The organism is Glutamicibacter sp. GQ173, from assembly GCF_059759215.1.
Map to the genome: position 1 here is coordinate 178658 of NZ_JCAXDT010000007.1, position 20378 is coordinate 199035.

The 20378-nt window shown below is 58.0% G+C and carries 15 protein-coding genes; 6 read left to right on the top strand and 9 right to left on the bottom strand.

All coding sequences use genetic code 11. The features are described from left to right. The first annotated feature begins 104 nt into the window (after positions 1–104). Entirely contained in the window at positions 105–3560 is a 3456-nt protein-coding gene (locus AC6CHO_RS12670) for a TM0106 family RecB-like putative nuclease (protein ID WP_498215387.1), read from the top strand. Between the two features lie 20 nt (positions 3561–3580). Here the strand turns inward: AC6CHO_RS12670 and AC6CHO_RS12675 are convergent, their stop codons facing one another. Beyond that, positions 3581–4837: a polysaccharide deacetylase family protein gene (locus tag AC6CHO_RS12675; RefSeq protein WP_498215389.1), complete on the bottom strand. Its 1257-nt coding sequence runs from the start codon at positions 4835–4837 to the stop codon at positions 3581–3583. A 224-nt stretch (positions 4838–5061) separates the two neighbouring features. Between AC6CHO_RS12675 and AC6CHO_RS12680 the strand changes: the two genes are divergently transcribed. Genes AC6CHO_RS12680 through AC6CHO_RS12690 form a run of 3 tightly spaced genes read left to right on the top strand, consistent with a single transcriptional unit; the run spans position 5062 to position 10535 of the window. Beyond that, complete coding sequence (locus AC6CHO_RS12680) at positions 5062–6522, top strand: DUF3375 domain-containing protein (RefSeq protein ID WP_498215390.1); 1461 nt, start codon at positions 5062–5064, stop codon at positions 6520–6522. Further along, positions 6519–7205, top strand: a complete 687-nt coding sequence (locus AC6CHO_RS12685; RefSeq protein WP_498215392.1) for a DUF4194 domain-containing protein — start codon at positions 6519–6521, stop codon at positions 7203–7205. The genes AC6CHO_RS12680 and AC6CHO_RS12685 overlap by 4 nt, the downstream gene beginning before the upstream one ends. Positions 7206–7208: 3 nt before the next feature. Next, positions 7209–10535 (top strand): ATP-binding protein, encoded by a 3327-nt coding sequence (locus AC6CHO_RS12690; protein ID WP_498215394.1) that lies wholly within the window; start codon positions 7209–7211, stop codon positions 10533–10535. A 66-nt stretch (positions 10536–10601) separates the two neighbouring features. Here AC6CHO_RS12690 and AC6CHO_RS12695 read toward each other — a convergent pair whose 3' ends face one another. The 5 genes from AC6CHO_RS12695 to AC6CHO_RS12715 form a co-directional block, all read right to left on the bottom strand. Next, complete coding sequence (locus AC6CHO_RS12695) at positions 10602–10946, bottom strand: DUF6176 family protein (protein ID WP_498215396.1); 345 nt, start codon at positions 10944–10946, stop codon at positions 10602–10604. A 101-nt stretch (positions 10947–11047) separates the two neighbouring features. Then, a complete protein-coding gene (locus AC6CHO_RS12700) occupies positions 11048–13543 on the bottom strand; it encodes an FtsX-like permease family protein (RefSeq protein ID WP_498215398.1) in 2496 nt (831 codons plus the stop codon). Positions 13544–13546: 3 nt separating this feature from the next. Next, entirely contained in the window at positions 13547–14296 is a 750-nt protein-coding gene (locus AC6CHO_RS12705) for an ABC transporter ATP-binding protein (protein WP_060700735.1), read from the bottom strand. 143 nt (positions 14297–14439) lie between these two features. Continuing rightward, positions 14440–15366: a cation diffusion facilitator family transporter gene (locus AC6CHO_RS12710; RefSeq protein WP_444660778.1), complete on the bottom strand. Its 927-nt coding sequence runs from the start codon at positions 15364–15366 to the stop codon at positions 14440–14442. 2 nt (positions 15367–15368) lie between these two features. Then, on the bottom strand, positions 15369–15740 hold the full coding sequence (locus AC6CHO_RS12715; RefSeq protein ID WP_498215401.1) for an ArsR/SmtB family transcription factor: 372 nt from the start codon (positions 15738–15740) through the stop codon (positions 15369–15371). Between the two features lie 319 nt (positions 15741–16059). On the opposite strand from AC6CHO_RS12715, the gene AC6CHO_RS12720 reads away from it, so the two are divergent. Both AC6CHO_RS12720 and AC6CHO_RS12725 read left to right on the top strand, forming a co-directional pair. Further along, entirely contained in the window at positions 16060–16653 is a 594-nt protein-coding gene (locus AC6CHO_RS12720; RefSeq protein WP_498215403.1) for a DNA-3-methyladenine glycosylase I, read from the top strand. A gap of 4 nt (positions 16654–16657) precedes the next feature. Beyond that, positions 16658–17509 carry a DNA-3-methyladenine glycosylase family protein gene (locus tag AC6CHO_RS12725; RefSeq protein ID WP_498215405.1) on the top strand — a complete coding sequence of 284 codons (852 nt, stop codon included), beginning with the start codon at positions 16658–16660 and terminating at the stop codon, positions 17507–17509. 354 nt (positions 17510–17863) lie between these two features. Here AC6CHO_RS12725 and AC6CHO_RS12730 read toward each other — a convergent pair whose 3' ends face one another. The 3 genes from AC6CHO_RS12730 to AC6CHO_RS12740 all read right to left on the bottom strand — a co-directional run bounded on the left by AC6CHO_RS12730 (position 17864) and on the right by AC6CHO_RS12740 (position 20337). After that, complete coding sequence (locus AC6CHO_RS12730) at positions 17864–18718, bottom strand: siderophore-interacting protein (protein WP_498215406.1); 855 nt, start codon at positions 18716–18718, stop codon at positions 17864–17866. A gap of 63 nt (positions 18719–18781) precedes the next feature. Then, positions 18782–19201: an acyl-CoA thioesterase gene (locus AC6CHO_RS12735; RefSeq protein ID WP_498215408.1), complete on the bottom strand. Its 420-nt coding sequence runs from the start codon at positions 19199–19201 to the stop codon at positions 18782–18784. A 62-nt stretch (positions 19202–19263) separates the two neighbouring features. Next, on the bottom strand, positions 19264–20337 hold the full coding sequence (locus AC6CHO_RS12740; RefSeq protein WP_498215410.1) for an App1 family protein phosphatidate phosphatase: 1074 nt from the start codon (positions 20335–20337) through the stop codon (positions 19264–19266). Positions 20338–20378 lie beyond the last annotated feature (41 nt).

A 20378-nucleotide genomic window follows, 5' to 3' on the forward strand; every position in this document is an offset into this window, starting at 1 on the left:
AACTGGCAGTGAACCACGTCGTCCACGCTGCAGAACAATGATTCTGTCCGGGGCCGGTGCTACGTTGGCTAGGTAGATACCAGTCAGCGAAAGGCGCCGGCCCCGTGTTCTTTTTAGAGGATCAGTTCATCTTCTCAGCCAGTGACCTTGCCGTGTCTGTCGATTGCAATTTTCAGTCGTTATTTCTCCTGGACGTGAAACTTGGCCGCCGTCCAGCAGCGGAAAATGCCAGGGACGAAATGCTGGAACGCACCGCCATCCTCGGTGATGTCCACGAACACAATGTCCTTGAAGAACTGGTGCAAGCCTACGGCGACTATGATCCGGCCCAAGGCACCGGAGTCAAGCAATTCCATGACCGCCCAACGATGACTCCCGAAGGCCTGCGCGCAGCCCACGAGCAAACGATGCAAGTCTTGCGCAATGGAGCCGATGTCATTTTCCAGGCCACTTTCTTCGACGGTTCCTTCATTGGATTCGCCGACTTCCTGGTGCGCCAGCCAGATGGTTCCTGGGCTGTTTGGGATACGAAATTGGCTCGCCACGCGCGGGTCAGCGCCCTGTTGCAAGTTGCCGCCTACGCAGATCAGATGATCGCGGAAGGCATCAAAGTATCTGCCAAAACCACTCTCGTCCTCGGAGACGGCACGCATTCCGTTCACCGCGTGGACGAGGTGCTTCCGGTCTTCCAAGCCCAACGCGCACGCTTCTTGTCGATGATCCAGCAGCATCGCGAATCCTCGGAGCCGGTTGCATGGAACTCGGATTTGATGCGCATTTGCGGCCGATGCGATTACTGCGCTGAGCAAGCCCAGGCAACCCGCGACGTGTTGCTGGTGGCGGGAATGTCCATGGTGCAACGTGAAAAACTGCGAAAACGCGGCGTATTCACCATCGACCAATTAGCTGCTCTGGAAGCACCGCCTGAATCGTCTCTGGCTCGAATAATCGATCAGGCGCAAATGCAGCTAGGGTTGGGCCGCGTTGATGGAGAGGTCCAAGGCGTCAGTTTCAGGGTCAAATCCAGCCAAACCATTTCGCAGCTTCCTGCTCCCGACACCGGCGATATTTTCTTTGATTTTGAAGGCGACCCGCTATATCAGGATCGTGCCGACGGTTCGTGGGGTTTGGAATACCTGTTCGGAGTAATCGAACATGACACCGGGGAACCTGTGTTCAAGCCCTTCTGGGCGCACAGCCGCGCCGAGGAACGCCAGGCGTTCCTGGATTTCATCAGCTACGTTCAGCAACGCCGGCAGCGGTATCCGAAGATGAAGATCTACCACTACGCCGCTTACGAAAAGAGCGCCCTGCGCAAGCTCTCGCAGGTGCACATCGCGGGTGAAGAAGAAGTCGATACCTGGCTGCGGGAAAACCTCCTCGTGGACCTGTATGAAACCGTCCGAAATTCCTTAGTGGTCTCCACTCGTTCCTACTCCATCAAGAAACTTGAGCCGCTATACATGGGCCAGCATCTGCGCGCCGGAGACGTCACCGATGCCGGCGCCTCAGTAGTTGCCTACGCACAGTACATGCAGGCACGCGATGCGCACGATACTCCCACAGCCAACGAGATACTGGCCTCGATTGCCGACTACAACGAGTATGACTGCCTCTCGACCCTGCGCTTGCGCGACTGGCTGCTTTCCCTCGAAGAACACCAGCCTCAAAGCCTTCCTGCTATTCCATTGCAAGAGGAATCCAAAGAACAGTACGAGCCCAGCGCGGAAGAACTGCGATTACAGGACTACCTGGCAAACCTTCCCCAGGGACAGGTACTCAGTGATGACGACCGCGCCATCGCCATGGTGGCAGCTGCTACCGGCTATAACCGCCGGGAGAAAAAGCAGTTCTGGTGGGAGCACTTCGACCGGCTCTCCGCACCAATTGATGACTGGAGCGATGTCCGCGGCGTTTTCTCGGTGGATAGCGCCGAAGTCCTCGAAGATTGGCACAAGCCCACCGAACGGGCCCGGACCTTCACGCGGATCACCAAGCTCAACGGCGCGCTGGCCGAAGGTTCGCTACTCTCCCCAGGGTCATCGGTATTTGCCATGTTTACGGCCCCTCTGCCTGAGGGCATGGAAGTCGACCAGTCGCTTCGTGGAGGAGCATTCAACGCAACTGTGGTGGAAGTTGGTGAAGGATGGATTATCGTCTCTGAAAAATCCAGCGCCAAGATCCCTCCCTACGGTTCACTTCCCATGGCGTTGACTCCCGATAAGCCGTTGATGACCAAGAGCATCGACGATGCCCTGCTGGAGATTGCCCAAAAAGTCGGATCCACTGTCCCTGTTCTGCCGCAACAGCCGGGAATCGACATTTTGCGCCGTACCGCCCCGCGGTTCAAAACGCTCATGGCACCCGCAGCACCGATGGTGGCCGACGGCCAGCCCCAGATCTATCAAGCGGTCGTGGAGTCGTTGAAAGATCTCGACGATTCATACCTTGCCGTCCAAGGTCCTCCCGGCACTGGAAAAACCTTCGTGGCTTCCCACGTGATCCGCGAGCTGATCAACGAAGGATGGAAAATCGGGGTCGTGGCCCAGTCCCACGCAGTGGTTGAAAATGTGTTGCGCAAAGCAGTCGAGGCGGGGGTAGACCCGGAAGTAGTCGCCAAGGAGGTCAAGCACAAGGATCCAGTACCGTGGGCCGGAACCTCCAAGGACTCGATCTCTGAAGTTCTGGGTTCGGCCGATGGCGCGCTCATTGGCGGCACGTCTTGGACCCTCACCGGGTCCAAGGTGCCCGCTGGCAGTCTCGACTTGCTGGTCATCGACGAGGCAGGCCAGTTCTCGCTGGCTAATACCTTGGCCGTCTCCCGAGCCGCGCGCAACCTTTTGCTGCTCGGTGATCCGCAACAGCTGCCCCAGGTTACCCAGGGATCGCATCCGCAGCCCGTTGACGAATCGGCCTTGGGGTGGCTCTCTGGTGGCGAGCCCGTGCTGCCGCCACAGCTGGGCTATTTTCTGGCTGCTTCATGGCGCATGCACCCGGAACTATGTGCCAAGGTTTCGGCCTTGAGCTACGACCACCAGCTGTTTTCGGCCCCGGCTGCGGGTCAGCGTGTGCTTGAAGGTACGCCTGCGGGAGTGAGCACTACGCTGGTTGAGCACCGTGGCAACACCGTTAGCTCAGTCGAGGAAGCCGAAACCATCGCTCAGCTAGTTCGCGATCATCTTGGCATGCTGTGGACTCCCGGTCCCGGTAAACCCCAACGAGCGTTGGAACCCACCGACATGCTGGTGGTCGCCGCATACAACGCCCAGGTCAATCTGGTTCGAGAGGTACTGGCCTCCCAGGGGCTGGACGCGGTCAAAGTCGGGACTGTGGACAAGTTCCAGGGCCAAGAAGCGCCGATTGTCTTGATGACCATGGCCTGCTCCAGCGCGGACGATGCTTCTCGAGGCATCGAGTTCCTCTTGAATCGAAACCGGGTTAACGTCGCCGTCTCCCGAGGACAGTGGAAAGCGATTATCGTGCGCAGCGAGCGGCTCACCGATTATCTGCCCTCTTCCCCGCAGGCACTGTCACAACTCGGTGCGTTCATGGCGTTGTAGGTTGGCGCGCATCGATCCGTTCATTTCCTTGCCGGGTCGATGACTTTTTCAACGTCGAAGAAGGAACCCAGAACCGGGCGGTCTCCCCTTTCTTCCTTGGCAAATTGCAGCCCATCAACGTTGATGCGCATTTGGCGCTGATAGCCTGAGCGCTGCTGCATCCAGGATTCTGTGGTGCCATCCACGCCGTAGAAGTACCTGAAACCTTGCTTCTTCAGGTACTCATAGCGGGGACCCGAATATTCGCTGGTGTGCGCTATGTCAGAGCCAAAAGGATAAATGAACTGGTCTGTTGCGCCAACGATCGGTTCAACCTCTTTTTTCCAAAGCTTGGTATCGCGTTCCAGCCGACCCATGCTCACCGTTCCGGTCTGGATGTGGCCCCATGAATGAGACGCGAAGACCCAACCGGTTTCCTTCATGGATTTTGCGATCGCCGTAGCCTTTTCCTGATCTTCTTTCAGATTCTTGTTATTCGGATACTGGCTCTCAGAGGTGCGGTAGCCGAACACGCCGTTATAGCCGGTCATTGCTATCAAACCTCGTGCATCCCGATAGGTGAAGTCCGGGTGCTTGTTGATGAAGTCGTCAACCATCGTTGTCACGTCGTAGGCACCGATGTGTTTTTTACCGGCAGCATCAACATATTCGTTGCGGACTTTGCCATCTTTGTCGAGCACCAGCTTGCTGGCGAATCCATCGCCTTCCATATATTCGTAGTAGCTGACATCATCAACGGAAAGCACCAGGGGCTTTTTGCCTTTGGGGAGCATGATCTTTCGATATTCCATCTTCTTCTGCTTATTGAGGCCAGCGAAGTCATGCGGATTGACCAGTACATAGTCTTTTGCATAAAGCGATGAAAGGATCGCAGAAAATTCCTTTTGGGTCACCATGTAGTCTTCGTATCCAGCAGAACTGCTCTCCTTGTCGAAGGCGCGGTCGGTGTCCACAATGAGCGAGTGGAAAAACAAGTGCGGAATCTTCTCTGGCTGATCCCACGCCGTCGTGTGTTCTTTCTCGTCTTCGAGTCCGGCGACCATTGAAGACAGGCTGTCGTCGGTGTCTTTCTTGGCAAGTTTTATCGCGGCGTCATAGTCATAGCCATCAGCGAGCCTGTTGATTTCGGCTTTAACGCTGCTGACTCGCTGTTGTTCCTGTTGTGATTGCTCCGGTGCGGCAGAATCCGAGCTCGGGGTTTCCGGGGTGGTTTGCGCGCTACAGGCTGCCAACGCCATGGCAAGGCCGACGGATACTGCTAAGCGCAAGGACTTCATTGATTGCCCCCTCCGTGCATTCTGCCTTGGCTATGAGCTGACAGAAAACAGGTTGTCATCTTTATAATTCGACCCTACACAGAATGAGGTTTTGGCAACACCCCCGGCAACTGATTCGTTCTCAAGGCCCGGGATTAACGGGCAGGAGCAATGGATTCACATTTACTGTTGAGGCCGATGATTTAGAATTGATTAGTTAGGCGTCCTAAAGATCAAGGAAGTACATGCAGCCCTCGCACCGCGCGAATAGTTTGTGGCTTCAAGCTCAACAGTTCAAAGGCTCGGCAGCATATCGTCTTCTGACGGCCCAACCATGGGCAGTTGCCTTCATCCGAGCCGAGTTCACCGCCGATCGCTCCCGCGTAGCGCTAGAGCTGTTCCATGCTTCGTTGGATTCGTTCTTGAAGCAGGCGCGTCAAAGCGACGAGCAGATTCCGCAGTCATACTCTGCCCAGGATTTTGCCGAGACCTGGGTCAAGCAAGGAATTCTCGCGCGGCCGCTGATCGATGGGCGTTTCGTTTATGAGCCCAGCGCGCAGACCTTGCGCACATTGCGCTTCCTCTCAGATTTTTCCACCGACGATTCCCACCTGAACTCCTCGCGCTTGAACACCTTGCTTTCATCGCTGGAATCCCTGGTGCATGAAACGGACCCGGATCCTGAAGCCCGAATCCGCGCCTTGGAATCCCAGATCGCCCAGCGCCAGGCACAAATTGAGCAGTTGCGCAGCGGGGATGATCCCGCGGTGCTCTCGCGCACAACAGCCTTGTCCGCAACGCGTTCGCTGTTGGACCTCGCCTCCAGCCTGCCTGCGGACTTCCGCCGCATGCGCGATGGTGTCCAAGACATGCTGCACTCCCTTCGCGAAGGCATCCTCGATGCCTCTACCGCTAAGGGCGTCGCGGTGGGCCAGGTGCTCGAAGCCGATCGCCAATTGCGTTCAACAGCTGAAGGCGAAACCTTCAGCGGATTCACCGAATTCCTGAATTCTCCCGATGCCCAGCAGCGCTTCCGTTCAGCATTGGCAGAAGTGCTCGAACGCGAATTTGTTGACGACCTTGATGCCACCGAGCGTCAGATCCTCACCAACCTGCTGCGCGAGCTGCGCCGGCAGGCGGCCGAAGTCCATGCTTCCTACGGCAAACTTTCCGAGTCCCTGCATGCCTTCGTCCAATCCGAGGATTACAAGCAGGCCGAGCTTCTGCGCCAGGCTGTCAGAGAAGCCGAGCTGGCCATCACCAAGTCGTCGGCGCTCAAGCCGCGCAGCGGCCTGGCCCCGATGGATCTGTACACTCCACAGCTGATGACGCTCTCCGGCTTGGGGATCTACGATCCTTCCGAACATGTTGCGCCTCCCCCGCTGGCCCAGGCACCGGAATTCAGCGAGGCCGACATTGTCCGCAGTCCCGCGACGCCACAAGCCAATATGCCATTGCTGCGCGAGTCGATCACCCGGCAGTTGAACCACGCGCCAGCCGGAGCGGTGCGCATGGATGAAGTATTCACCGCTTTGGACGATGAGCATCGGCATTTGAACACCATCCGCGCACTGGTTGAGATTGGACGCACCAATGGCGAATCGCTCAACGAGGCTGAATTGGTCAACATTGATTTCCAGCAACTTGATGGTTCCATGAGAACCGCCATCCTGCCCGCTTTAAGCTTCACGAAGGAGCCGCTATGACCACGAGCGATGCCTACGCCGCACCGATCGCCGAACCGCTGTTCGACGGTGATACCGGAAAATACTCCCTGCCGTTGCGCCAATTGCTGGTTCGCCTCTTGCGTGGACCCTACCTTGATGGCTCGGTGGACGCTTCCGCTTGGCAGCTCTTGCTTGATCAGCAGCAGACGATCACCGATTACTTCTCGGAGATCTTCTTGGCGTTGACCATGGATATGGACCGCAAAATTGCGATGCTGTCCCCGGTCCAGATTGACCACGTCCACACCGCGCCGATCGCGCCTCGGCGTCCGCTGAAGCGCGATGAAACCCTCTTGGCCCTGCGCCTGCGGCTTTTGCTGGAGCAGCAGTCCGGCAACGGCAGCGACGCGGTGGCCTCACGGGGCACCATGCACGAGATCCTGGCCGAGCACCGGCAGGCCACTGACCGCGATGACAAGCGATTTGCCGAATCCTGTGATGCCGCCATCTCCCGGCTGCAATCCCTGCGATTGCTGACCAGCACCGAGCTGGAGAACGAATTCCGCATCTCTCCGGCGTTGGCCATGGCACTGCCGCTGAGCAGCATTCAAGACATTCCGCGCTACATCGCGGCAATTGATGCCAATGAGCCGGCTTTTAACCTTTCGCCCGATGACAACGATGAACTTGCTGAACAGTCCCCCGAGTTGGTGCAGGAGTAACCGATGAGCATTGAAATGACTCTTCCGCTGGGCGGCGCGATTAACCCCGGCCAGCATCGCCTCAGCCGGGTGCAGATCGTTAACTGGGGCACCTTCCACGGGCTGCACGACCTGTCCGTGGACCGGGCCGGAACACTGGTCACCGGCCACCCCGGTGTTGGCAAATCCACCTTGTTCGATGCCATGGGCCACGTATTCTTCGCGACTCCCCGCCTCAATGAATCAGCTAACGATGCGGCAACCCGCGAAGACCGGCGCACCACCTTCTCCTATATGCGCGGACGCCAATTCAAGACCAGCGAAGGCACCGTTTACCAGCGTCCGGGGGCAACTTGGAGCGCCATCATCCTCAGCTACGAGGACGGCATGGGAAATACGGTGACTGCCGGAGCCGTTTTTGATCTGCCCGATGCTGGGCTGGAAGGCCAAGTTTCCAAGCACTACCTGTTGTGCGAAGGCAAGGTGGATATTGCCGAGCTGGAAAACCACGGACCGCGTCGCTTCACCGTCTCCTCGCTGTCCAAGGCGCTAGCTCCCACCGAAGCCTTCGATACCCACAAGGCGTTTATTGAGCGTCTTCGCCGCCGCCTTGGGGTCGAAAGCGATAAGGCCTTTGCCTTGTTGCGCACCCTGCAAAACGGCAAGGGCCTGGCCAAAGGCGTCAACCAGTTCTTCCGCCATGAAGTTCTCGAAGAACCGGCAACGCTCAAAGCCGCCGCGGCGGCAGTTGAGGACTTCGCGCACCTTCGTGGCATCTATCGCCAATTGGACACCGCCCGTGCCCAGCGTGACGCGCTGGCCGAGGTTCCCCAGCAGGATCTGGCCTACCGCCAGCTGGCCGAGAAAATCACCGAAGCCCGCCACCTGCTGGACAGCGACGTGCAAGCCCTGGAAGCCCAGGTCCGCCAGCTGGTCATGCGCAATGATCTCTCCGCCCACCAGGGCGAACTAGCTGCCCTGCAGATCGAAGAAGGGGAACTTCGAGCGCGCAAGGAGCAGCTCGATGACCAGCTGCAGTCCCTGGAAGCGGCGCACGATTCGGCCGGTTCCGCCTCGCTCATGCTTCTGGAGCGCGAGGCCGATGTTGCTCGAAAGGCGCTGAGCGAAAAGGAAAATGCCCTCCGCGCGCTGCAGCAACAGGCGACAGAAGCTGGATTGAGCTTTGAGTTCTCCGCCACCGGCTTGGATGAGTTGCGTGCCAATGCGGCCCGCACTTTGCAACAGCTGTCTTCGATCACCCACGACGCGCAAACCGTGGAATATGAAGCCATGGCATCGCTGGTCAATTTGCGCAAGCGCGCCGAGACGCTGGCCGAGCAGATCCGCTCCTATCAACGCCGCGCCAGCAATATCGATGACCGGTCCATCGCAGCGCGCCGGGCAATCGCTTCGGCGTGCTCGCTGAGCGAAGACCAGCTGCCTTTTGCCGGCGAGCTGATGGATGTTTCCGCTGATTCCTCGACCTGGCGCCTGGCCGCGGAGAAGGCCCTGCATTCCTTGGCCCGCACCCTGCTGGTACCGGGCGACCTGCTGGGACAGGTGACCCATGCCATCGACCAACTTGATGGCCTGGGACGTGTTCGATGGATCGATATTTCCCAGCAGCCCAAGGCGGGTGCGGCGGGCCCGGCAGATCTGGTCACCAAACTCGACTTTGCCCCAGGCGATGCGGGCAATTGGCTGAAGTCGAAGATCACCGCGGATTATCCGCTGGCTTGCGTGGATAACGATGCCGCCATGCATGTGCATCCCAAAGCCATCACCCCTGCAGGCACCATGAAAACCGGTGCCGGAACCTTCGAACGCGATACTCGCGGACTTCCGGCCTCCGAATACTTGCTCGGATTCACCAACGAATCAAAGATCTCCGAGCTGCAGTCCAAGGCAGTGCGCTTGGAGGAAAAAATCGCCCAGGCTCAAGCGTCTGCCGATGAACGCAGCGCCGCCAAGAACAAGGTGGTTGCCAAGTCGCTGCTGCTCAAGGCGATCATTGCCGACGAGCGCAGCTTCAGCCAATTGGATTCTTCCCCTGCCTTGGAAGCGTTGCGGCGTGGCGAGCAGAAGCTTGGCGATGCCCTGTCGCTCTCGGGTGATTCCTCACGAGTGCGCCAGCAGATTGAAGCAGCCAAGGCCGAAGCGGAAAAGCTTGTCGGCGACCTTGCACTTGTCCGTTCCCGCATCCAGGATCTGCAGCTCCAGGTAGAACGTGCTCAGCAGGTCCTGGCCACGGCGCAGGAGCCGGCTGGCGATTGGGAGCAATCGATTCCGGCGCCATTGCGCCAGCATCAGTTGCTCGGTCCGGTCCTTGACCAGGCCATTTCAGGCAAGTGCCCACCCAGTGAGCAAATCAGCGAGGCCTTCGCCGAGGTCAAGCTGCAGCTGGGAAGCCAGATGAATTCGCTGCATAGCCAGCACCAGGAAATTGGCAGCGCCCTGAGTGAAACTTTCCGTCGCTTTGCCCGTGATTTCGGCACCTCGCACGCCCAGACCCACGGTACTTCCGCGGAGGCCGCCGGGCACTACACGCAGCTGCACGATCAGATTGTTGCCGATGGCCTGCCGCACCACGAAGCACAGTTCCGTGAATACTTCGCCAACCGCTCCTACGAGCGCTTCAGCGATCTGCTGCAGTTGCTTGATGAAGAGCGGCGCATGATCTCCGAACGCATCAAGCCGTTGAACCAGATTCTGGCCGAAGTGACCTTCGAGCATGGCTCCATCCTGCGCCTGGAGGTCGAGAATTCGATTCCGGTGGAAGCCGGGAACTTCCGCAAGGAGTTGAAGGATGCCTTGCAGGAGGCCTATACGACCAAGGATGAAACGACCTTGGCCACGTCCTATAAGGCGTTGGAATCCCTCGTTACTGCCTTGAGTGATCCTTCACTAAATGCGTGGCGATCCACGGTGTTGGATGTTCGTCAACACGTGGTTATTAGCTGCAATGAGCACAAGACCAATGGTGAAATCGAAACCGGCTTGGAACCTGGAACCCTGTCCGGTGGAGAGGGCCAGCGTTTTACTTCCTTCATCATGGGCGCTGCCTTGGCCTACCAGCTGGGCTTCGCTTCGGCAGGCTTCACTTCCTTCGGCACGGTGATGATCGATGAAGCGTTCATTCAGGCCAATTCGGAGTATGCCGCTGCCGGTATACGCGCCTTGCAGGAATTCGGCTTCCACCTCGTGCTTGCCGCGCCGGAAGACAAGATCGACCTGAGCCGGCATCTGGGGTCGATTACCGACATCATCAAGCACCCGGGATCCAATATCTCTGGCTTCGTGACCACCGGCCGTTCACCGGCCATGGCCACCACCATCACGCTGCGCAGCTAGCGCCCCACCCGACATTAAAGGTCCAGTTCCCCTGTGAACTGGACCTTTAGTGTCGTGGTGCTGCATTCACTTCATGAGGCACTGAATGCGTTCAGGGATCATATTCACTCGAGGGCGCAGATCCTGCGGTGCATAGTCCGGGTCGATGCATTCTTTCCAATACCTCAAGTGGGCCTTGTCGATCTCGTGATTCGAGTCCTTGACCTCGACACCGTTCTCGCCTTGGATGCTGTACCAGTACAGGTACTCGACCCCGTCGATGCTTTCGCTAAAGATCGTTTCGACGTACATCTTTTCTTGCTCCAGGGTCTCAAGGACCGCAGGCAAGCTGGAGTTAAGCAGTTCCATCCATTCGTTGACCGAGGCAGTCTTTCCAGGAAGCACCCGGAACCGGGTGAGTTCTATGTTCATGGGGCCAATCTATATCTGCCGCTGCAATTGCAACGAAAAGGCCGAGCCCGGAAAACAGGATTGCTGTTATTCCGGGCCCGGCCTTGAGCGCTACGCGGCTATTACTCGGTTGCCAAGCCTTCTACTGGTGAAAGCCTTGCAGCCCGTCGCCCTGGGGTGATGGATGCCAGGAGCGCAGCGATCACGCTCACGGCAAGGACTGCTGCCAGCTGCCACCACGGGATGGAGTAGGTCAAGGTTCCCATGGATGCCAACGCCGATTGGGCGCCCAGCAAGCCGTAGGCAACTCCGAGGACCATGCCGAGCAAGGCCGCGACACCACCGATAAGGACTGCTTCGGTGGCCAGCATGCTTTGCAGCTGCTTCTTCTTCAGGCCCAATGCCCGAAGCAGCGAGTTCTCGCGGGTCCGTTCAAGCACCGAGAGGCTGAGCGTATTGGCGACGCCAATCAACGCGATGAGCACCGCAACGGCAAGGAGCGCCGAAACAATGGTCAGAAGCACATCAATGATCTGCGTGAACATCGACTTCATGACCACGCCGCCGTCAATCATCGAGGATTCAACGCCGGTGATGTCCGAAATTTCGGTCACCAGTTCATTGATCTGCGAGCCTGCGATACTGGAATCCACCTTGACGATGATTCCGGGGTATGAACTCGGGTCCTTGATGTCCAGGGTTTTGAGGGTCTCATTGGTGATCAGGTTTCCTGAGAGCAGCGCGCCTGATTCTTTGACCTTGAGCGACTGTCCTGCGACCTCGATGGATTTCTGGTCGGTCTCCCACTGGGACAAGATCAGTTCGCCATTCTCGGGCACGACCTTCTGGTCCAGAACCGTCTTGGCGTATTCCTTCGGATCAACGGCAATCAGCTGAATGTTGACCGGTTCGCCCATGTCCAGATCCGCATCGGCATACGAACTGGTGAAAGTCGAGGTGGCGCTGACGCCGTCAACGCCATCGATCGTCTTGGCCAGCTCTTCCGCTTTGGCTTTGCTGGTCGCTCCGTCGTAGAACGAGACCATCATGTCCACGGGGTACTCGGCAGCAACTGAATTGTTCAGGCTGGCCTTGGCGGTCTGGCCGCCAACCATGATCATCGAAACCAACGTCACGCCGATCAGCAAGGCAGTCGCCGTGGCCGTGGTGCGCCCTGGATTGCGCACCGCGTTCAATGCAGCCAGGCGGCGGGAAGTCGATTTGCCGGCAATTGCCTTGCCAATACCGGCGACGCTGCTCGGTACGAACAGCGAGGCGAGCATCAAGATCCCCGGGAACGACACCAAACCGCCCAGGAAGGCTACGACCAGATTCCCCTTGACTGCGCCGAAGACCAGAAGGCCAACACCGATGAGGGCCAACGCCGCTCCAAAGACGATACGCACAACGCCCGCGCGGTTCTTCACGCTGGCAGCATCAAACGGGCGCAGAGCGGCCAGCGGCGCCAGCTTCATGGCCCGGCGAGCAGGCAAGCTTGCAGCAACAACCGTCATTAGGATGCCGACAGCAATTGGAACCGCGAGACCGACAGGGGTCATCGAAAGCGTTGCGTACGACATGGCAGGCACCAGGGTGTGCAGCAGCTGGATCAAACCAGCCATCAACGCGATGGCCAGCAAGACGCCAATCACCGATGCCACGATGCCAATCACGAGGGCTTCAATCAGTACCGAGCTGCGGATCTGCTTGCGCTTGGCGCCCAGGGTGCGAAGCAGCGCCAATTCCCGGGTTCGCTGTGCAATCACCACGGAGAACGTGTTGACTACAACCAGGCCGGTAACCACGAGCGCGATCAAAGCGAAAATAATCAGGATGATGCTCAGCTGGTCGGTGCCACCGGTCATCTGGGCCACTTCGTCAATAACCTTTTGATCAGCGGTGACCACAGCGACGTCAATTTTCTTCTGGTCTGCAAAGTAGTCTTGCAGGTCCTGCCGAACAGCATCAATGGAACCATCGCTATTGATGACGATGTCGCGGAATATGGCGCTGTCGCCGGCGAAGTGGCTCCATGCCTTTTCGCTCATGCCGCCCAAGGCGTAGGCGGAGGTCTGCGGGTTAGCCGAGGAACGCTGAATTCCGACGATGTTGATGTTCTGGGTCTTCCCCTGGTCGTCGCTCAGGGCCACAACATCTCCGACGGAGATGCCCATGTCCTTGGCGTGGGAATCATCGATGATCATCTCGTTGTTGGCCAGCGGAGCGCGGCCTTCGAGAAGTTCCATTCCACCCAGCCCCTGATTCGGGTCGACCGGCTGGGTCTGAATGGTGTATCCGTTATCCGCGGTATGCAGTTGGCCATAGGCATAGCCCAAGCCATAGGCGGTAGACACTCCGGGGAGATTGCGAACGCCATTAATTTCTTTGGCGGTGAGCTCGGTTGTCTGGTCAGGGTCGGCGCTTGGGCTTGGATCCCAGTAGGCCACCAAGTCGGCGGACTTGTAAGAATCCCCCAAGGAATTCTTCAAGGTCGCCTGTGTTGACGAATTCACTGCCAGCGTTGCCGCGAGGAACGCAGTGCCGATGGCCACGGCAAGTACGACGGCGATATAGCGCCGGGCGTAGGTCTTGATATTGGAAAGTGCTACGTGCAGCATCGTTTACTCCGCCAATGAGGCGAGTGCCTCGGACACGGTAGCCACGGTTGGCTCCTCGATGGTACCGACGATCGCGCCGTCTTTCATGAGCAGCACGGTGTCTGCGTAGGATGCTGCCACGGGATCGTGGGTCACCATGATGATGGTCTGGCCCATTTCGCGAGTGGAAGTACGCATCAGTGACAGGACTTCGGCGCCGGTTCGGGAATCCAAGTTGCCAGTTGGCTCATCGCCAAAGACAACTTCAGGGCGAGTGAGCAGCGCACGGGCTACGGCCACGCGCTGCTGTTGGCCACCGGAGAGTTCATGTGGTTTGTGGGTGAGGCGGTCGCGCAAGCCCAAGGCATTGATGACCGTGTCGAACCAGGCCTTGTCGTGCTTCTTGCCTGCCAGGGACAGGGGCAGCAAGATGTTGTCTTGCGCGTTGATGGTGGGGACCAAGTTGAATGACTGGAAAACGAAACCAATCTGTTCGCGGCGCATCTCAGTGAGCTGATCGTCGCTGAGCGAGAGCAAGTTCTTGCCGCCGATGATGATTTCGCCGCTGTCTGCCGAGTCCAGGCCAGCCAGGCAATGCATCAGGGTTGATTTGCCGGATCCGGAAGGACCCATGATGGCAGTGAAACGAGAACGTGCGAACGAGACGTCGACGCTGCGAAGAGCCTCAACCCGAGTGGTGTCATGTCCGTAGGTTTTGGTCAGCCCACGAGCGGCGACCGCATGGTCAGTTTTTGGCAGGGTTTCAGAAGTCATACCAAAAGAATATAAATTCCCTAGCCAGATGGGCATCCACCAGCAGGCTTGACTTGATTAGGCGGGACATCATACTCAGGTATGACCCAGCCCCGGCAAAACTAAACCACAGGTTATCCGCCGGGTAATTCTAGGCGCTCTTGCTAGCAGCCGTGCTGGTGCTCGGTGCTTTGATGCGAGGATGGCTCGATCTGAAACGTCGAATGCTCAATGCTGATCGCGAAGTGGTCGGCCACGCAATTTTGCAGGTTCTTCAGGAGGTCTCCCGCGACTCCAGCCGAGAACATCGAATCCTCGACCACCACATGGGCGGTGAGCACCGGCAGGTTCGAGGCTATCTGGCTAGCGTGGAGGTCATGCACGGCAATGACACCGGGCTGGTTCTCCAGGTGCTCGCGCACCGCAATGAGATCCAGCCCTCGCGGCGTGGATTCCAGAAGAATATGAGTCGTTTCGCTCAACAGCTTCATGGCGCGTGGAACGATCAGGGCGCTGATGACCAGGGCAGCAATCGAGTCTGCCGCCATCCATCCGGTAGTTGCGATGACAACGGCAGCAACGATAACTGCCACCGAGCCCAATGCGTCATTAACAACTTCAAGGAACGCTGCGCGCATATTCAGGTTGTTCTTGCGTCCCGCGGAGATGATCCACATGGAAATGACATTTCCCAGCAAACCGATCACACCAAAAACGAGCAGGCCTGTTGGCTGGATTTCTGTTGGCGTGAATAGCCGGCGAACAGCATCGATGGCGGCGTAGATGCCGACTGCGAGCAGCAGCGCTGATTGCATTGTTGCCGAGAGCACTTCGGCGCGCCGGAACCCCCAAGTTCGCTTGGTGGTGGGCTTGCGCGCAATTAAATTGGCCGCGGTGAGCGCCAGCAGCAGTCCGAGGGTATCGGTCAGCATGTGTGCCGCATCGACAAGCAAGGCTAGCGAGCTAGTGACAATGGCCCCGACGATTTCGGCAATGAGAATGCCTGCCGTAATGCCAAAGGCCCAGGCAAGTCGCGAGCGATTGGCCTCCGAATGATCATGGGAGTGACCGTGCGAATGATCGTGGCCCATGGCTACACCTCCACTTGCTGGCTTGAGTGCGCTTCCTGCCAGTGATGCGCCTGAGATTGGTTTGGAACGAGTTGCTGTGCCAAGGTGAGCAGCTGGTCCAAGTACTCGGCCTGCCCCAGCGTGTAGATGCTCGCTCGTCCCTGGCTCCGGACGGTGACCAAATCAGTATCCCGAAGGCAGGCAAGATGGGCACTCACAGTGCTTTGGGCCAGCCCGAGATGATCGGTCAGTTCCCTGACCTTGTGTTCACCGGTTTTCAGATGTTCAAGGATCAGCAACCTTGTCGGGTCAGCGAGGGCATGGAAGAGCGCAGCTTGTCGCATCTTGCCGTCGCGATCCAGCACATCATCGCTTCTAGACTCTATCATCGCCATATAACGATGATAGACGGTTGAACTGGAAATTTGAACACCACGGGATAGCCAATCAGGGCCGGAGCATTAGGTGCGCCAGCTGAGCGCCGCGGCAACCTCCGATTGTTACGCGAACGCTCCGACAGGCCACGCATATGCTGATCGCGAAAGCGCAACTTTTTCACCTCGTCGATGTTCTTCGTCAGCGGTGGAAAATCAAGGATGGGACGCCCAGGACGCTGCCAGCGCGCGGATGCCCAAGCACCACCGGGGATTTACTAAATTCTGAAGCATTTCTTCAGTACATGCCCTTGACCTCATATAATGCGAAGATAGATTCATGACTGAAGATCTTGTTATCGGCGAAGATGGCCTTGCCCGTCCGCAATGGGCAGCCACCAGCGATATGCTCCGCACCTACTACGATTCCGAGTGGGGCATGCCGGTGAACACCGAAGCAGGAGTCTTCGAACGGTTGAGCCTGGAATGTTTCCAATCCGGGCTCTCATGGGCCATCATTCTCTCCAAGCGGGAAGCCTTCCGGGAGGCGTTTGCCAACTTCGACCCTGAAAAGGTTGCGCTGTTCACCGAGAATGACTTTGATAGCCTCATGGATAACCCCGCCATCGTGCGCAATAAACTGAAAATTCGCGCCACCATCGCCAACGCGGAAGCTACGCTCATGATGCGCGAAGAGGGAGGGCTGGCCAATTTCATCTGGTCCTTCAAGCCAGAGGAAACTCCAGCTCCACGGACCGCGGCAGAAATCCCGACCCAGAGCGCCGAATCCAGAGAGCTGGCCAAGGAATTGAAAAAACGCGGGTTCAAATTTGTGGGGCCCACGACAATGTTCGCGCTCATGGAAGCCATCGGGATGGTCGATACCCATTTGGTGGGATCCCATCGCCGCAGCAGCTCAGGAATCTGGGCCTGAAGCCATGAAATTGCACCTGGAGGCAGTGGGAACACTGGACATTGCCCATGCTTTGTCCGTGTTGCGGCTCCATTCCCTTCCAGCCCAGGAAGAAATCGAGCCGTCCGCTGCGAAAGTTCGCCGGGTCCTGCGCGTTGGCGGACACCTCGTCGAGGTCCACCTGGCTTTGGACCCGTCAGGAATATCCGTAGATCATGACGCGCCTGCCGCACTAGTCCCCCACCTGCAAACCATAATCAATCACTGGTTCGGATTGCAGCAAGACACTTCGCCAGCCTATGCATCCCTTGCGAAGCTGCCGGGGCTCGACGCGATGGCTGCGTCATTTCCGAATCTGAGGCTCATCAGCTACCCGGACCCGTTCGAGGCTCTGGCGACAACGGTCATTGGCCAGCAGGTTTCCCTGGCCGCCGCGCGAACGCTCGCAGGAAGGTATGTCGAACACCTGGGCGAGGCACATGCATCAGGGCTTCACGCGTTTCCGACTGCCGAAGCAACGTCAGGACTGGGCGCGCCCGAAATTCAATCCATCATTCGGTGCCCATTGGCGCGAGCAGCAACACTGCATACCGTGTCGCAGTGGTATCTGGAGTCCGGGGAATCCCTAGTTCACCGGCCAGCCGAATTCCTGACGCAACTGCTATCCTTACGCGGGGTAGGACCTTGGACCAGGGACTACATGGCACTGCGTGGGCTACGGGATTCACAGATCTTCCTGGATTCTGATCTTGTCGTCAGGCGCGCGCTCAAGAATTCAAGCATTCCCCCGGACATCAGAGAATCGCTTCCCGCCTGCGCGGGATATCTGGCCACACTGCTCTTATGGGCTCATGACTCCGAGTCTCGCGAGCAATGAAAAAGGAACTTACCAAGGTGTGCAATCCTGGTAAGTTCCTTTTTCTGCGATCCGGATGACTGAGCAGGTCACCCGATTCCCTATTCCCCTTATTCAAGCCGGCTAAGCCGACCACTAGGTCGAGATGAGCAACCTCGAACCGTAGTGAACTGGCCGATGATATCGGTCAAGTTAGTCGCTTCTCCCGACCACACACGGGAGAAGCTCTGGAATAAGCATAACCTAACTAGCCCTAATAACGTCAAGTCCTAATCACCTAATATCTTCTTTTTTTAATTAGGTACATCTAACTAAGGACGTTGGGCTGCTCGCAGCACTCAATGGGCACCCCGAAGAATGAGCGTGGGGCCCGCTTTAGTCGGCGAAGATCTTGCCAACCTCGGTGCGCTTTTCGGCTTGGAACGCATCTTCTGCCCGGCCAAACGCCCAGTAGGCGGACAGTGACATATCGCGGCGATCGACCCCGCGCTCATCGTAGAAGTAAAGGCGAAGCCGCTTCATGACTTCGCGCTCGCCATGGGCAAAGACCTGCACTCGGCCACCGGGCCATGAGTACTCGCGCACGGCGTTTTCCAGAACAGTGTTCTGCGGGGTGAAGGGTGCGTTGCGGTGCAGCCATCGAACTTCAACGCCTTCCGGGTGCACAAGCTCCAGTTCATCGGCTCGGTCGGCGACCTCGATGACGGCCAGCCCCTTCATTTGCGGGGACATGGCTTCCAAAGCCGCGGATATGGCAGGAATAGCTGTCTCATCACCGGCAAAGAAATGGAAATCGAATTCTTCGCGCGGCACGAACAGCCCGGCAGGCCCAGCAAAGCAGATCGAGGAACCGATCTCGGTATCGCGTGCCCATTTGCCGGCCAATCCCTCATCGCCGTGCACGACAAAATCAATTTCGATCGTTCGGGCTTCAAGATCGCTGCGGCGCACGGTGTAGGTGCGGCGCACCGGCATGTCTTCGGGGGCCAGCTTGCTGCGCAGCTCCTCCATGTCGTAAGGCATTTCCAGACCAAGCTCCGGCTTGGCAAACAAGAATTTGACGTAGCGATCCGTCACGTCCTTGTCGACATAGTTGTCGAACCCAGGACCACCGAGAGTCAGCCGCACCAAATGCGGAGCAATGTGCTCGCGCTTGAGTACCTGCAAGACAACTTGAGGACGTGCAGGTCGAGCCTCGCTTTGCAGACGTCCGCCAGCTGGCTGAGACATAACATCACTTCCTGTCTGAATAAGAGTAGATAGATCAATCCTAATTGACAGAAGCGCTAGAGCTTACTTCGGGAAGGTTGAAGCACCTTCAAAAGCGCTCAGTCCCTCGCGTTCTTCAGGGCTAAGCCTTTGAACCCGCGAAGTAGCCGGGTCAAAATACGCCAGCGTGGTGGCCGCTTTAACACATAGGTAATCCTCAATTGGGTCCCGGAATTCGTAGCAGATCTCAAAACTGGCTGGCTTGATGTTTGCCACCCACAAATCCACATTCACCGGAACATTGCGGTATTCCAAAGGCCTGGAGTACCGCACGCGATGCTCAACGACCAGGATCTGAATTCCCGGCGGCACCGCCGAAAAAATATCTGCCTGCGGTTCAACTCCGGGAGCACCAGTTCCGCCAGGAACTCCAAAGCCAGCAATACGCGCTTCTTCCATCAGCCTGATCAGGCTGACATTATTGACATGCCCATAGGCATCCATATCGCCCCAACGCATGGGCACCTGCACACGAAGCGTTGATTCAGCCATTACCGTACTTTCCTCTACAAATTCTCGGCGTCAGCATCAACCAGGCCAAGCTTCACCAGCTGGTCGAGGATTCGCGCGCCATCAGGCTCATATACCCAGCGCACGCCCGGGGTCGTGCGCCGCAACTCGTTGGAACGTCCGCCAGCCAGTACGGCCTCAGACGGCGTAAGCTGCCGGATCACTATCGCCCGGACTAGCTCGGGATAGCGGCGCGCGAATTCTGCGTAGATCGCCGGGTCGTGCTGGCCATCGTCGCCGACCAGGATCCAGGAGATATGTGGAAACTCCTGAGCCAGCCGCCGCAGCTGGTCCACCTTGTGCTGCATGCCGCTGCGGAACCAGGAACGGTCCGTAGGTCCCCAGTCCGTGAGCAACAGCGGGCCTTCGGGGTAAAGATTGCGGGAGATGAAGCGCTGCAGAGTTTGCGCAACATTCCATGCCCCCGTGGAAAGGTAGACCATCGGTCCACCAGGGTGTTCTTGCCGCACTTGCTGCAACATTACAGCCATGCCCGGAGTTGCAACGCGAGCGTGCTCTGAGAGCACAAATGAGTTCCACGCTGCCAGTAAGGGGCGCGGCAGTGCCGTGACCACCACGGTGTCGTCTACGTCGCTGATCACGCCGAACTTCTGAGCCTGGTCAATGACCATGATGCGGGCTGTCGCCTCGTCGCCGTCGTGGGCTTGAAGGTGTATCTCGTTCCAGCCCGCCGGCAGGTCAACGGCCAGCTTCGCATCGATGACGCCGCCGCGGTCCGCTTGCACCTCGAAGCGCTGCTCTCCTACGACGATGCTGACCTTGCCAAAAGGAAGGATCGGTGAAATGAAATTTCGAAAACCCCTGATCCCGTCGGCGATCACCTGCGCCTGATGCTGACCGAATTCGAAGGCTCCGGGGCCGGCAAGCACGACTCGGGCTAGTACGCGAATCCAGCCCCCTTCGGGTCCCGTCGAGCCGTAGCCGGTGTAAGGCAGGATGACCGCCCCTTGCCCCCTGGCTTGTGCCCGCTTGGCACGCCAGTTGTGGAATTTGTCTTCCACCCGCGAAGCAACGTGACGAGCTCGTTGATCAGTCGAAATGTGACTCATGCTCACAGTCTTTCATGTTCTCTCCAAACCCTGGAAAACGA